The following is a 14,361-nucleotide window of genomic DNA, read 5'->3' as shown; positions in this document are numbered from 1 at the left end:
AGGAGATAAAAGGGAAGCCTGGGAGGAGAGGACATCGAAGCTCAAAAATTTCTCTCTATGAATATGAACCAGCGCTGGATTCAGCGCCCGGTTGAAGAACTATTCCGGGAGACAGTTGAATCGTGGCCCAGGAACTTCGCCCTGGTCATTGAGGATCTCCTGATCCTGCCTGGAGAGAATGTTATCGTTGCAGGGGGCGCAGAGGGCAACTTTTTCCCTCAATGCGTTGCCCCCTATCTCTCTAGCCCTCAGCAAGCAATCTGGTTCGTTCCCACCGATACCCTCTGCGACCAGGAGCGCCGCAGCAAACAGACCGAATTGAGCAAGCGACAGAAAAGACATGGCGTCTACAATGAGAGTAGTGACACAGATCAAAGCTTGTGTAACATTATCGCCCGTAACTGACTCCTCGCCCCGCTATGTCAAAGAGCACAAACCACGCGCTGATATCTGGGGCATCAACGTCAATAACGCGCAGGATACCTCGTCCCTCAAGAAAACCTCTCAGGAGTCCAAGAGCGGTTGCATGCCACTCGATCGTTTTTTCACTATGGTTGCCGCCTTCATGGTCATCGAGATAGTCCTGAATGGCACGTTCCAGACTCACATACTTTCGATTTCTTCAGACTCTTCTGACGGCTTTTTCCTCCCTTATTCTGCATCGGATGTGTACTCCTGTGCCTCCAATTTCGTCCGTTGTACTTTTGCACGAGCTTGCGTCACTCCCCTGGTATGACGGGACTGATCATACACAGGAGCATCAATATCAACGCAATCGGATAGCGCTTTCCTCTGTCTTTCCGCCCGTCTTTCACTTTTTCAAATGCCGAGTACAAAGAAGCGACATCAATCTCCAATGAGACGTGCTCATGTTGCTCGACTTCGCCGAATATGGTAAGGTACATTTACGTCATTTCTCACTTTCTTAACGGTTTTGGAATTTCGTTATCCTGGCAAGAAATGACGTTTTTTGCACCCACTCATGACTTTCGGGACAACCAAAAAGCCCTGTCCTGCATCTCTCCTCACATAGTCCAGTCTGGCAGTAGAACGCCTGTATTCATAGACTGCCTTTTTCAAATGAAGAATTGATTGGCCCCCACAAATGCTTTCTTGTTGCGATAGGGGGATGGGAGAGATAAAATGCATCAGGTCTCTCCAAGAATTGGAGGTGACCTCCAAAGGCGGGTCTTTAGTACGTTCCGTGCTAAACTCTAGCATAGGTACCATCCGTTTTCTTTTGACTTGCTTGGAAAGTGGTCTTATTCTTACGAGAACTCACTTCTTTGCTTAAAAGTGAAAGAGAGGCATCTTTCACTTATTCAACCTTTATCGTTGAGCCTCATTCTCTGATAAAGAAGAATAGGGACCTCTGCTTGTTTCCAAAAAAGACGCTGCAAGCAGGCATTGTACTTCCTGGCGTTGTTTCCTGTGATACAGGAGCCTGGAATGGTCTGTTTGGTCGGGAACATGAGAAGCGTCGTACCAGTGGGCTTTCTGTTGTCGATTACAGTTTGCACGTCTCGTACCCAGCTTATTCTGAGAAAGTTGCACATGCTCAGCAAAAGCCACAACAACACGGATTACATACAGAATTTATCAAGCCAATTAGCTATCTTCGTCTGATTCCTGCACTTGAAGAGATCGAAGAGTAACATTATATACCAGGTCTGGTCATCTCATCTAAATATCAGCAGCTTAGCAGGAAGTTACTCTACTATAGGTGTTTTTGACTTGTTTCTTCTTGACCATACCCAAAAAATGGCACCTCCTAGCAACAGTAGAGCACCAACGCCCCCAACGATATACAGCAGAGGGCTGAATGGTGAAGTGTTTGTATGACCCTTGATAGTTGCAGGGGGACCCTGGACTGCATATTTTGTTGTCTTTGGAGCACCGAAAACAACCTGCGTACGCCATGCCTGGGTTGGGGTCGGAGTTACAATCGGAGTTGGCTGTGGTGTCACATCTACGGCTTGAGCACTGGCATATTGATATGCACCAATATCATAGCTACCTTGAATAGGACGTTTGCTGCCAGCAAAATCATTCGTCACAGTGGCGAGATGAACACCTTTGCCACGTAGGGCAGAAGCAGCCTGCAATTGATAGCTTGCAGCATCCAACGATCCTTCACCAACAAATTGTGGATTGGCATTAACATCACTGGCACTGGCTCCCCCTATAGCATTTCCATCGCCTCCCCACCAGGTATTGTGTTGAAATTGCAAGCCAGCACTCTGCGGTACATCACCAACCCAGCCCGAATGGGTACCCATAAAAATGTTATTGACAAACTGGGTGTTCTGGTGCCCGGCATCTGGATCGATATAGACGACAAAACCACCTGGTCCACCATAAAAGGTATTGTTCGCGACCACTGTGTTTTTCAGACCACCTCCAAGCCCCACACTCACATATATAAACCCTGTATCTTGTCCAACGAAAATATTGTTCCGTACAACATTGTTATTGATGGGGTTTGCGCCAATATCTGAAAAATTGCCAAATTGGACTCCATGGGGAAGCTTCCCATCAGCATGATTGCTCGCACTTGTCGACTCGTACACAAAATTCTGTTCAGCTGTGGTATTTATGGTGTTGTTATATTGGATCTCGACACCAGTATTATCATGTAAGACATTTCCCACCATATCAACGGTATCACACCCATTAATGTCTAAACCGAGCCCACGGTTCCCATAAATAATATTTCCAGCAAGCGTCACAGCAGTCGCATAGGTAGCATCGATCCCACCCGTGCCATTCTGGACACCGCCATTGTGAAAAATAGTATTACCTTGCACAAAAATATCGGCCGTACTCCCCATTTTATCGCCTGCAATTAACATGCCATACGCGGTTGTATCATGTACACTATTACCGATAATCTGATCGTGCTGGGCATTCCACGCCAGAATACCTTGAAACCAGGGACCCTGGCAGGTGAAATTTTTCACGCTGTTATATTGGCCCATGATAACCAGACAGGTTGCATCCGCTTTTGCATGGCTTCCATCCAATATAACTTGCTCACCAGGATAGGCCTCGTAGGTAATCAAAGCGCCAGGGCTCCCTGTAGTTCCAATCAGCACTCCGTCAGAGAGCGCATAGACGCCGCCACGCACATCTATTCTGTCACCTGCCTTCGCCACAGAGCCTGCACGACTGATTGATGCAAAAGGCTGATCAATCGTACCCACATTGTTATCATTACCTGTGGTCGAAACATAATAGACTGCCCCTGCTGCTCTGCTCGTCTGCATCATGACCAAAAACGTACCCGTCAGACAGATACCACTCATAAAAATGAAGAGAAGGAAGCTATGCCAACGTATCATCTTATACTCCATGCTACTCAATAAATGGTCAACTATACATCATTACACTTCTATAGTTACTCTTGAACCCTGAGGCAGTGCGATACGCCATTCATTATCTACCTGCGTTATTCGGGCTATTGAGCCGATAACGCCAGGATTACTCTTTTTATGGACTGGTAAACGCACTTCTGCTGAGATCTCAGACGGCAAGTGAACCTGTAACATCAAACTTCCTGCTTCAGCTTCTATCCATACGTCGATCTCTCCATGTGGCGTAGGCATACTACCCTGCGCCCAGGACATCCCACAGAGTTGAGGCGCAATCAAACTATGCGCAAAACCCGCTTCAAGCGGACGAATACCAAGTACAACCGATGAGAGTACATAGGCGGGCATCGTTGACCAGGCATGACACCAGGAACGAGACCAGCGTCCATTGGGCATCCAGCCTGCGAAGGCCTCCCAGGTGGTGGTGGCTCCTTTATCAAGCATATCGCCCCAATAATTGCGGATCATTGTAAGCATCTCTGAACTTTTCTTTTCACGTGCCAGCACCTGAAGGTTGAAGGATAACATCCACGGACTTCCCGTGCGTACCCAGTGATCAGGCTTCTTTACGACAGCAGGCATGAGCACACTCGCCCGCTGCTTAGTAGCCACCTCTACAAAAAGCGCACTGATATTGGTCGGCTGCGAGATGGTTGTGCTCAGCTCTCCATCACCATGGAGACTGTCAACATATGCCTGTTCTTGCTCAGACCAGAAAACGTTGTTGATGGCGCTCTGCATCTGATCAGCTCCCTGCTCATAGCGCTCTACAGCTGACATATCGTTGACGATTCTGGCTAAAGCAGCAGTCGCACGCAAGGCAGCGACTGCGAATATATTTTCGTGTGCAATGATGTTCGGTTCTCTATCATCCAGCGGTGCCCAATCCAACAGATGCCATACACCACGCATTTCAAAGAGCCCAAACGTATTGCGCGCCTGCAAAATAAAATCAGCCTGCTGTACAAGGGCCGGATAGAGTTCTTGTATCGTCTGCAGATCGCCTGTATAGTGATAGTACTCTAGACATCCCAGAGTCCATAACCAACTCCAGTTGGGAATGAGGTCTTCTTCCCAATCGCTCGGCACCTGAGAATTAACCACTGGTAGATAACGCAAAGAATCGGCCACCAGCTTCAGGTTTCGCTTCACGATACGCGGATCTCCATGGACAACCGCATGAACCATGGTGTCAATGTAGGCATCACCTGTCCATAACGTCTGCTCATAGGCGGGGCAGTCGGTAAAAGTATCTTCTGTACACATTCTGAGCGTATAGGCACACATCTCCCAGATCTGGGTCAGACGTACATCGGAGCAACGGAAGCTCCCGCGTTGACGACCAGGGTAGGTTGAGAGTGAGGTGAGCAGAGTATTCAGTCGTACAGGAGCAGTGGCACTATGAACTGCGATTACGAGATAGCGAAAGCCACGCCGTGTTGTCGAAGTGTATGTCTGCAATCCATCCCGACAGGTGTAGCGCAGCGAGTTATTCATATACTCTGTCCATTGAAGCTGCCCCTTTTGAATACCTTCGATGCCTACCAGATCGATAATTGCCCCTGCAGGTGCTTCTAGCTCGAATGTAATCCAGCCAATAACTTCACGCCCAAAATCAATAAGATAGTGTTGTGCAAGCTGTGGCTCTGTTGCAGGTACGTCAATGGGCAAGCTAACTTGACTGTGTTGTTCTATCACGACACGACTGGAGGTAATATCCATATACACATCAACGGTTGGTGCATTCAGGGCTGAAACCACCTGCCAGGTACCTCCACTGGCCAGTAATTCATCAATAGTGGTTGCATGTAAAATTGCTGCACGGCTCTCCCACGGTGTAACAGCAATATACCAGCAGCTTTCACTGTTCTCAAGGAGTGGCCTCACGCTCATACCCTCTTGACCGCTGACTGTGATAGTGATGTCTAGATCATGCCCCTCACCCTGCCAATTCAATAACAACACATGGTCGCCTTGAGCGAGCTGACACTCTACTTCTCTATCTGAGGATGACGGTTGCCATTCACTCACTTGCCCATCGATGATAAGTTGTGGACCTTGCCCATATGGGCTGCAGATCTTCACTGTTACCTCACCCTTTTCTGGCATCTGTAGAATAGTGGCAAGTACTATATCTATATACTGCTTTTTAACAGTGAGATCGCCAGGGGCAATATACGGTAGGAGATGGATGGCTGCCACGACCTCTGGACGTCGCCAGAGTCCGGCGGCGGTTATCCGTACCGGCGACACTGGCTCGTCGCTGAGAAATGGAATAGTGCGGGCCAGAAGGTCACCCCATGGCTGCATGCCTACCGGGCCAAGTTCCACAGCGTGTTCCCATGTGGTATCGTCAAAAAGAGTAGTTGTCCATCCTTTCTCCTCTAAGCGTGCATCAAATTGTTCTTCCCAGGGGAGCTGACAGGCGATACGTACAGTATCTTGTCGATAGCTATAGGCACGCTTGACACGCCAATCTTCAGTTGTTGCCACCACCGTCTCATGGGTCAACTGGTTATCCAATTGTACGAGCAGACCAGCACGTCCAACTCTTTGCAAAAATGTTCCTTCACCCCAATGCTGAACCATGACGGCGATGACATTTATGCCTTCAGCAAGATGGGGCGACACATCATAGGTATCATACTCATAGTGCTCATGAAAGGCGCGCGCTGGACCATATCCCAGACGTACCCCATTGAGAAAGAGAATATAACGACTATCTGCACTGATATGTAAAGACATACTGGGAAGAGGCTGTGTCAGGTGAAACGTCTGACGAAATTGCATCACCACATTCCGGGGTATCGCTTCGCCTCTCTTCCATATCCAATGGGCTTGAAACTGCATACTATTACTCTTCCATGTTCTCTTTGTTCAAATAGTGAAAATAGATACTATTAGAGCTGCTGGCCGCGCAAACGTTGAAAGACTTTATAGCTTCGTTTAGCGCAGGTAGAGATTGAGATTGGATCGAAGCCATGAATCTCGGCATACAACATGTCATGCAGCGGCGCAGTCCAATGCTCTGGAATGGCCCGCGCACCCAGTTTCGCGCCCATGATAGAGCCAACCGTCGCTCCATTACAGTCGGTATCCCAACCACCCAGTACCGCAGTTGTTATTGCGGTCTGATAATCATCCTGCGCAAAAAGAAGCGCGGCCACCACCAGCGCTGCATTGTTATTTGTATGCACATGTCCATAGTGCTTGAACGCTTGCCAGATTGACTCAACCAATTCTTCCTGGCTCTGAGCCGCATGCGCGATCTCACAAGCGCGCCGAATATCATGTGCCAGACGGCAATTGCGCGGAATTTTGCTCAAGCCAATCGCGATGATGCGCTCCATGTCGTCTTCAATAAAGGCAGCTGAAATCATGGCGGCCATAAACATCGCCCCATAGATACCGTTTTTGACATGTGAGAACGATGCATCACGCCAGGCCAGTTCAGCAGCCAGTTCAGGCCGTCCTGCCGCACCATATGCCCAACCGTCGACCCGAATCTGTGCGCCGATCCACTCACGATAGGGATTAAGATATGTCCGTACCCAGTCCTGTGTCTGGATGTTCCAATTGGAAGGCACTTCGTTTCTTTGGGCATGAGATGTCACCTGCGAGAAATTCAGATAACTTTGCGCCTCTGCTGTCGCCACATATTCATAGGGAAGTGTACGATGCCAGAGTTTGCCAATATCCCATGCGTCAAAGTTGCTGCCGCGTTCCTCTAACAGCAACAAACCTAAGACGGTATAGCGTATATCATCGTCGGTCTCCATGAAACGGATATGTTCCCGCGTGCTCTTGATGCTGCTGTTCGTAATCTCAAGACCATCTTCTGCTTGTGCGCGCGATTGTGCAGGAGTATAGCCTGTGATAGGCCAGGCATCTGCACCTTCAAACCAGCGTTTGACATACGTCCAACCACCGTGCATAAAAAGCCCCGTTTCAAGAGGTTTCCCCAGGGCACAACCAGCACAACGTCCCAACCAGGCCCCCAGAAATTTATCGTACCAGTCCTCTTCAGAAAGGTCCCTGGGAGAGAGATCTACCGGCTCCGGTCGCTCAGCACGAATAGCTTCCAAATCATTTGGTTCAGCAAAAGGAAAATCAGTCTGTATAGGAAGCGCTTGCAAAGCCATATATATCTCCATCAGTCGTTGCTCCTGTCCTGCGGCCTGCTCTATCTGCTGAATAAAGCCTTCAGTTCCACACCCTTCCTCTCGTCTCTGGATCACTTCCTGGCGAACAAGGTTCTCCAATATATCCCATCCAGCCATATCATTCCTCCTTAACTGTGAGGGAGCTTGGTAAGCCCCCAGTGGTTACAAACTACGCTCCCAGAAGAGCTTCTATGAGTCATCCCGAATTGCCGAGGAGCCCTTTTAACTCTTCGAACATTCGCGATGACTCATCATAAAGTTATCTGTTCAAAGCGAGCGGTCTCCTAGTAAGCTTCGACTTCGGCGAAGGCCACACGATAGGTCGTACCTCCGTCCCCATCTCCACGCAGTTTCGTCGCTTGTATACGCAGATACTGTATTGTCTGGGTAACGAAGCTAAAGCGTTGCACACCGCCATCACTGGGAGTGGGGTAGCCAGCCTGGTCACGAGGGGAGCCCAGGTCGTACCATCGCTGGAAGCATCGATAGTGAAATCAACCGGAAAGTCGGTCCCGACTACGCCAGTATCGTTGCGAGGATAGAGATCAACATAGGTAAAGGTTTTGGCAGTTCCCAGGTTGAGCGTGAGTGTCTCTGTATGATTGTTTTGCAAGCTATTGCTGCTGATCCAACCCAATGAGGAATACAGGATCGAATTGTGCTGTCCATCGTTCACGTATTGCAATCCCCACTTGATGTTGGTATCCTCAACTGAGCTTGTGGCCAGGGGCGTTGCCGTGCGAGCCACATTCACCAGTGCATAAGCTTCGACTTCAGCGAAAGCCATGCGATAGGTCCCTCCATCGTCACCAGGAAGGGTACTGGCGCTGATGCGTACGAAGATCCTCCTTTTGGCCTTCATTTTATACATAAACAGCGTTGTTTGTATGCTCCAGACCAATTTGCATACAGGTCTGAAGGGATTGAAGTGGTAAGCTTTTTTCAGAAGCATAGACACCATTCTAACTATAAATGAAAATGGCACATGTATGACGTAGTCAATCAACAAAAAAGTGCTGATAATCAATGAGCTTTTGCGCTTGTTTCATCATCTCATCAGAAAGCGCATGCTGCGGTGAGTGGTTTTGAGACCCGTTCCGGGTCTCAACTAACGCTTAATGGAAATCCATTTCGAGTTTCAGGCCCAAATATGTTTTATCTGGGTTTAGACGAAGGAGTCGGCAATGGTATCTGCAATTCATATGGGAACAACGAGGCCTGCGACTATCCCAGCCAGTATCAGGTCGACGATACCATGAATGCTGCAAAGGAGAGGAACCTATCGGCTGCTAGTGATTCCTCCAGTGGAGTATCTGCCACTCGCAGGTGGCTTCCGCAATTGTAGCGTATGCTCGTAGTGGAGGACGCGTAGTGCTGCACACACAAGGATTTCCTCACATTACTCAACTTGAGTACGGTGTTGCTGAAAGACCATATCCATGTCAGAAAGCATCTGATCTATACTGATGGTTCCACTAAAAAGCTCTTGAATATCTCTCAGCATCGTTGCTTGTACTCCATCTGGCCATTGTTGATTCAGAAAAGGGTATGATCCAAACTTTAAGTAAGGAATCATATCACCAACGGGACTTGTCATAACGACATCTACGTTCGAAAAGCTTGAGTACGTCAATGTAGTCTCCACAAAGCTTTTCATCACTTCTGGCTGGGACCAGTAACGCAAAAACGTTTTTGCTTGCTCGGGCACTTTTGTCTGGGCTGAGATACCCAGAACTGCACTGACCGCAGAGGAAACCCATGGTAAGGTATCTCCTGTAACATAGGGCAAGGGAAACATTCCCAGTTGTATGCCAGGATTTGCCTGTTGGATAGATAGGATACTCCAGTTCCCCTCAATAATCATTGCCGCTTTCTCTTCGGCAATATACTGTATTGCCTGATCAGAGGTCGTATGTAAAGGATCGGCTGTAAAAAATCCCTGGTGATAAAGCGCAAGGTAATCTTGCAACATATCTTTCCACACCGAGCTGCTAAATGTAGCCTGCTCATGACGCATTCGCTCATCGAAATCGAGATCATGCTGATAGAGAGCCGATGGTGCCATAGCATAGGGGATATACTCTGCGGTTTCCGCTCCGTTCATCCCCAGAGCGAGAGGCGTGAAACCTTTCGCCTTGAGCATGCGGCATGTCTGAAGAAACTCGCTCCAGTTGGAGGGCACAACGAGGTGCAATTCCTGAAAAATCTTCTGGTTGTAGATGACTCCCAATGCCGATTGGCCCACGGGCAAGCCATAGATCTTCTGATGATAGGAAGCAACCCTTTGCGCACCAGGCTCTACATATTTTGTCCAGGTTTCTTTGGAAAGATCAGTTAAGGTTCCTGCATTGATATAGCGATACATCTCTGTACCCGGATGCAGCATCAACAGGTCTGCGGCTGTACCTGCAGCGACACGAACCCTGAGCATCATGTCGTAATCTTCGGCGCTCAGGAGCGTCCATTTGATGGAGATATCAGGATGAGCTTGATGAAAGCCATCAAAGAGTGCGTTAAAGGCCACGACGTTTTGTTGTACGTTGTCGGGCCCTAACCAGGAATACGCAGTTACGACGGTGGGTTCTGTGGTTGCATGTGTCAATGTACTCTGATTGCAAGCATTCATGAGTACACCAGTACTCGCAAGCAGTGATGCATCCTTGAGCAACTGACGACGCGTCAAACGTTCGTTCATTCCATCTCCCCTGTCACCAGCCCGGCAGCCTCTCGATATTCTTTCGGTGACCGTCCATAGACTTTTCGGAATGCGAGCGTGAAGGCTCTCGTGTTGGTATACCCTACACGCTCCGAAATTTCTGAGAGGCGCAAAGAGGGGTCTTGCAAAAGGAGTTTTGCTCGCTGCAAGCGGCAATCCATGAGGTATTCCTGGAAACCTTTGCCAAGAGCCCGCTTAAAAAGCACGCCAAGGTAGTTTGGCGTGTAATGCAATTTCTCGGCTATCTCTGCAAGCGTGAGATCTTTATCCAGGTAGTCGTAGACATATGTTCTTACCCACTCGATGATCATACGCTCTTGACTCTCATCATGGACAGGCTCTCGATTAAGTGGGGCATTGATATTGCCGATCAGGTGTACAATATCGGAGGGCTTTACGGGCTTGAGAAGATAGTCAGATACTCCATACCGTAACGCCTGACGCGCATATTCAAATTCTTTAAAACCTGAAATAATGACGATCCTGGTCGCGAGACTGGCCGCCCTGGCCTTTTCGCAGACGGTTAAACCATCGATTCCTGGCATCCGAATATCAATAAATGCAAGCGAGAGAGTGCTGACGGAACGCATGATCTCCCATGTTTCCAGGCCGTTTGATGCTTCTAATACAGGAAAAGAGCCATTTGTCCGCTGAATGAGACGACAGAGCCCCTTGCGCGTAACATCTTCGTCATCTGCGACGAGGATCGATCCTTCTAAACGTGGCTGCATACAGTTCTCCTGTGTTTACACTACTCCATCTCTTGTGATTGGCACCCGTATTCTGACGGTTACTCCACTTCTCTCCCCACGAGATACAGAGAGACCATAGTCGGGCCCAAAAATTCTTTGCAATTGCCCCTGGATATTGAGCATTCCTATATGCTTTGACCTCCTTACGAAATTTGCATCATACGAGAGCGACGCTTGCAAGCGTCGCTCTACTTCCTCGGTCATACCAACTCCATCATCATCTATCTCCAGAATCAAAAGATCCTCCTGGACAAAACCACGCACGATCACGCTCCCCCCTTCTATTCTGGGATCAATTCCATGATAAATTGCGTTCTCGACCAGAGGTTGCAATGTTAATCTGGGTAAAAAGCAATTATAGAGCTCCTCTGCAATATCTATACGATAATGAAGCCGATCATTAAAGCGAAATTTCATTAAGAGCAAAAAGTTTTGCAGATGTTCTACTTCTCTGCCAAGCATTCCAATCTCTTCGGCGGCCAGCGAATAACGCATCATCTGCCCTAAAGCGTACGACATCTCAGCCAGAGCATCATTCCCTTCACTGATCGCTAGCATCTGAAATGTAGAGAGCGTGTTGTATAAAAAATGCGGATTCAATTGGCTCTGCAATGCCGCCAGCTCCGCTCGCTGTCGTTGTAGCTGCGCCTCATATTTATCCTGAATAAGCTGTCGCAATTGCTCAACCATCCGGTTAAAGCTCTGCCCTAAGATGATAATTTCACTTTTTCCACGATGCTGAAACTGGATGTCCAGGTTGCCTCGCTCTACTTTTTGCATGAGTTGCCTGAGCAGTGTGACCTGGCTGCTCACTCCATTGACAAAAAAGAACAGTAAGAACAGTGTGCAAACGAGAACGAGCGCACTTACAATGAACGTCGTTCTGGTTATGCCATCAATATCACGCAAAAGACTCTGGGTAGGAACAAGCGCTACGACGGTCCACCTTGATAAAAGAGAAGTATTGCTCGAAAGAAAATAATCGGTCTGCTCCCAGTTCAGTTGCTGCTGCTTGTGCTGTATCGCATGTGAGACGGCATTCGTAATATTCAGGTCTTTCTCCGAGGTGGCAACGAGAGGATACACAGGTTGCTGTTTCTCATCATAGATTAAAAATTTGGTGTCAGTCGCACCTTGCGAATTACTAATGGTCTGTTCGAGCGTCCGAGCATCAACGTTAATAACTACTACCCCAACTGGCTGTAATGTATCCAGGTTGACCAGCGTCTGCACAATGGAAAAGACGGAAATACGCGGTCGCAAACGCTCCATCATATCTGATGGAAGTTGATGCGTCGGCAAAAAGACGGTGCGCGTGGCAGTTTGCGTTACACGATTGTACCATGCTTGCTGTTTCCATGCTGGCAGAACACTGTATTGTACCGGCTGACTGAACGTAACCTGCCCCTCAGTGTACACATCGACCGAGACAATTGAGTTGTCCTCGATCATGATCTGGTTCAGCGCGTCCCGTAATTGGACAGTATCATTGATGCTCAATTGACGCTCTGGATGCTGTGTATAATCGGTGACGATCCGCAAAAGTTTCGGATTATATAATGACATCTGGGCGAGTTGGGTCATCTGATGCAATGTGGTATCCATGTTCTGATTGAGCAGGGTCGATATACTATCGACTGTCGCCGTTGAACGATTTTGTAACGCCTGCGCGGAAACAGCATATGAGATGAGACCTACAACCAGTACTGGCACGATAATTAAGGGAAAAAGCAGGAGAAAAAGCTGCGTGCGAAACAATAAGATACCATCATGACGGAGAGAAATATGGAGCATCATTGCCTCGCTTTTCCTATACAACACTTATACTGATCTCGTAATATACGGCTGCAAAATATCCCAATCAGGAAAGATAAAATCATTGATGCTCACATTGTACCCCTGCTGTTGCGCTAACGTTATAGAATCACTCAGAATGTTCTGCGACCGGTTGGCAAGCGCAGAAAGCGCTTCACTGCTATCTGCTATCTGCCCTGTATAGATTCCAGTCAATACATCTCCAATATCGGGCTTCATAGGCGTAAGCAGGACATGTGCGGTCTCAGGATTGCGTATGGATGGATCAGGGCCAGCCAGGGTATAATTCGTCATACCTATATATTGCCTAAAAGGTGCAAGAGTTACGAGTGCAGGATCGTTATTCTGTGGGTAAACTGAGAGATCCTCACCCATCTGCACCCAGCGTTTCCCGGTTTCGGGGCTGTAGAGCCAGTCAAACCAGGCCCACGCTTCCTCTGGATGCTGAGTCTTCGCCGAAATTCCGAAAAAACTTCCTCCATTTGTGTGGTAAAAGTACCCTGCGGGGATCGTTGTGGGCGATACAAGTGTTGTCAGACTATAATCAGTAAAATGATGGGATGTCCATTCAGCCTGGTTCCACACTCCGCCTACAATCATCCCAAATTTCCCTTGCTCAAAAAACACACGTGCCACCTCATCGCTTACGCTCAAAGAATCAGGATAAAAATAGTTGCGCCGTTTCCAGTCAAGAAAAAGATCGATACAATCAGCGTAATTGCGATCGGTAGCATAGGTATATTTGCCAACGCGATAATCAAGATTGCCAAACAAACCAAAGGTGTTGCCTGCGCCCCCTACTGAGCCAGCACCCCGTATAAAAACATCCATCCACCAGGACAACACCGAAAATCCGACATTTCCAAAGCCGAAGCCATACACTGTGCCATTACTCTTCTTTTGAATACTCTCAGCCGCGTGTGTGACATCATCCCATGTCTGTGGAACAAGCACGCTTCCGTCTCTGTTGACCAATCCAGCCTGTTTAAAAACCGCGTTATTGATATAAAGCAGTAGCCCTGGCGCCATTCCACTTAATGGCGCAGTATAGAGCTTGCCGTTAAAAATATTGCTTCCTTCCTGCAGTGCGCCCGTCGGAAACCTGGCTTTCCAGGCATGATCAGCCCACCTGTCCACCGGCAATAACCAGCCTTTTGCGATCTGCTTGTTCATCATTGGTGTCTCAGGGATCATAAAAATATCTGGAACCTGATTACCCTTGATTGCCAGCGCAAAAAGCGTGTCATAGAGGCCAGTGCCTTGCGTAACCTTGCGGATCTTGATGTGAGGGTGGCTTTTTTCAAACAGCCTGATCTCGTTGTTCACCCAGGGGGCCTGCGCTATCAACCAGTCCCAGTAGACCAGATTGACAGTAGAGGGGGAGGTTGTTGGTCGCTCGCTACAAGCTGAGAGAAGTTCGCTCAAAGTTAGAGCACCAGCCGCAGTCACCGCAGCCTGTAAAATGCTGCGGCGGCTTCTACGTATCGATGCTTGTTGAAGATGACTCATATGATCAAGACCCCCTTGTCTTTGTTTTATACTCT

Annotated in this window: 11 protein-coding genes; 2 read left to right on the top strand and 9 right to left on the bottom strand. The window is 48.3% G+C overall.

The genetic code is table 11. The features are described 5' to 3' along the window. Positions 1-57 precede the first annotated feature (57 nt). Complete coding sequence (locus tag EL628_RS24585) at positions 58-405, top strand: hypothetical protein (protein ID WP_126582647.1); 348 nt, start codon at positions 58-60, stop codon at positions 403-405. On the opposite strand, the gene EL628_RS24580 is transcribed toward EL628_RS24585, so the two are convergent. Further along, positions 389-607 carry a site-specific integrase gene (locus EL628_RS24580; RefSeq protein WP_126582646.1) on the bottom strand — a complete coding sequence of 73 codons (219 nt, stop codon included), beginning with the start codon at positions 605-607 and terminating at the stop codon, positions 389-391. The two genes, EL628_RS24585 and EL628_RS24580, sit on opposite strands and share 17 nt — an antisense overlap. Before the next feature lie 769 nt (positions 608-1,376). Here EL628_RS24580 and EL628_RS24575 point away from each other — a divergent pair. Next, positions 1,377-1,655, top strand: a complete 279-nt coding sequence (locus EL628_RS24575; protein WP_126582645.1) for a hypothetical protein — start codon at positions 1,377-1,379, stop codon at positions 1,653-1,655. 54 nt (positions 1,656-1,709) lie between these two features. Here the strand turns inward: EL628_RS24575 and EL628_RS24570 are convergent, their stop codons facing one another. From EL628_RS24570 to EL628_RS24535, 8 genes are all read right to left on the bottom strand, one after another. Then, positions 1,710-3,341, bottom strand: coding sequence for a right-handed parallel beta-helix repeat-containing protein (locus EL628_RS24570; RefSeq protein WP_161975742.1), 1,632 nt, complete (start codon positions 3,339-3,341; stop codon positions 1,710-1,712). Positions 3,342-3,383: 42 nt separating this feature from the next. Further along, the gene (locus EL628_RS24565) at positions 3,384-6,221 is read right to left on the bottom strand and encodes a family 78 glycoside hydrolase catalytic domain (RefSeq protein WP_126582643.1); all 2,838 of its coding nucleotides are present in this window, start codon (positions 6,219-6,221) and stop codon (positions 3,384-3,386) included. 50 nt (positions 6,222-6,271) lie between these two features. Continuing rightward, positions 6,272-7,651 carry an ADP-ribosylglycohydrolase family protein gene (locus tag EL628_RS24560; RefSeq protein WP_126582642.1) on the bottom strand — a complete coding sequence of 460 codons (1,380 nt, stop codon included), beginning with the start codon at positions 7,649-7,651 and terminating at the stop codon, positions 6,272-6,274. Between the two features lie 142 nt (positions 7,652-7,793). Beyond that, positions 7,794-8,321, bottom strand: coding sequence for a discoidin domain-containing protein (locus EL628_RS24555; protein ID WP_161975741.1), 528 nt, complete (start codon positions 8,319-8,321; stop codon positions 7,794-7,796). Between the two features lie 612 nt (positions 8,322-8,933). Then, positions 8,934-10,229 carry an ABC transporter substrate-binding protein gene (locus tag EL628_RS24550; RefSeq protein WP_126582640.1) on the bottom strand — a complete coding sequence of 432 codons (1,296 nt, stop codon included), beginning with the start codon at positions 10,227-10,229 and terminating at the stop codon, positions 8,934-8,936. Continuing rightward, positions 10,226-10,981: a response regulator transcription factor gene (locus tag EL628_RS24545; protein ID WP_126582639.1), complete on the bottom strand. Its 756-nt coding sequence runs from the start codon at positions 10,979-10,981 to the stop codon at positions 10,226-10,228. The genes EL628_RS24550 and EL628_RS24545 overlap by 4 nt, the downstream gene beginning before the upstream one ends. 15 nt (positions 10,982-10,996) lie before the next feature. Further along, positions 10,997-12,799, bottom strand: a complete 1,803-nt coding sequence (locus EL628_RS24540; protein WP_126582638.1) for a cache domain-containing sensor histidine kinase — start codon at positions 12,797-12,799, stop codon at positions 10,997-10,999. Positions 12,800-12,823: 24 nt separating this feature from the next. Beyond that, positions 12,824-14,326 (bottom strand): ABC transporter substrate-binding protein, encoded by a 1,503-nt coding sequence (locus tag EL628_RS24535; protein WP_126582637.1) that lies wholly within the window; start codon positions 14,324-14,326, stop codon positions 12,824-12,826. Positions 14,327-14,361 lie beyond the last annotated feature (35 nt).

Origin of the sequence: Tengunoibacter tsumagoiensis, from assembly GCF_003967535.1 — a bacterium.
GTDB classification, from domain to species: Bacteria; Chloroflexota; Ktedonobacteria; order Ktedonobacterales; family Ktedonobacteraceae; genus Tengunoibacter; species Tengunoibacter tsumagoiensis.
Note: the sequence above shows the minus strand (reverse complement) of the source record. Positions and strands in the feature narration are given on the sequence as shown.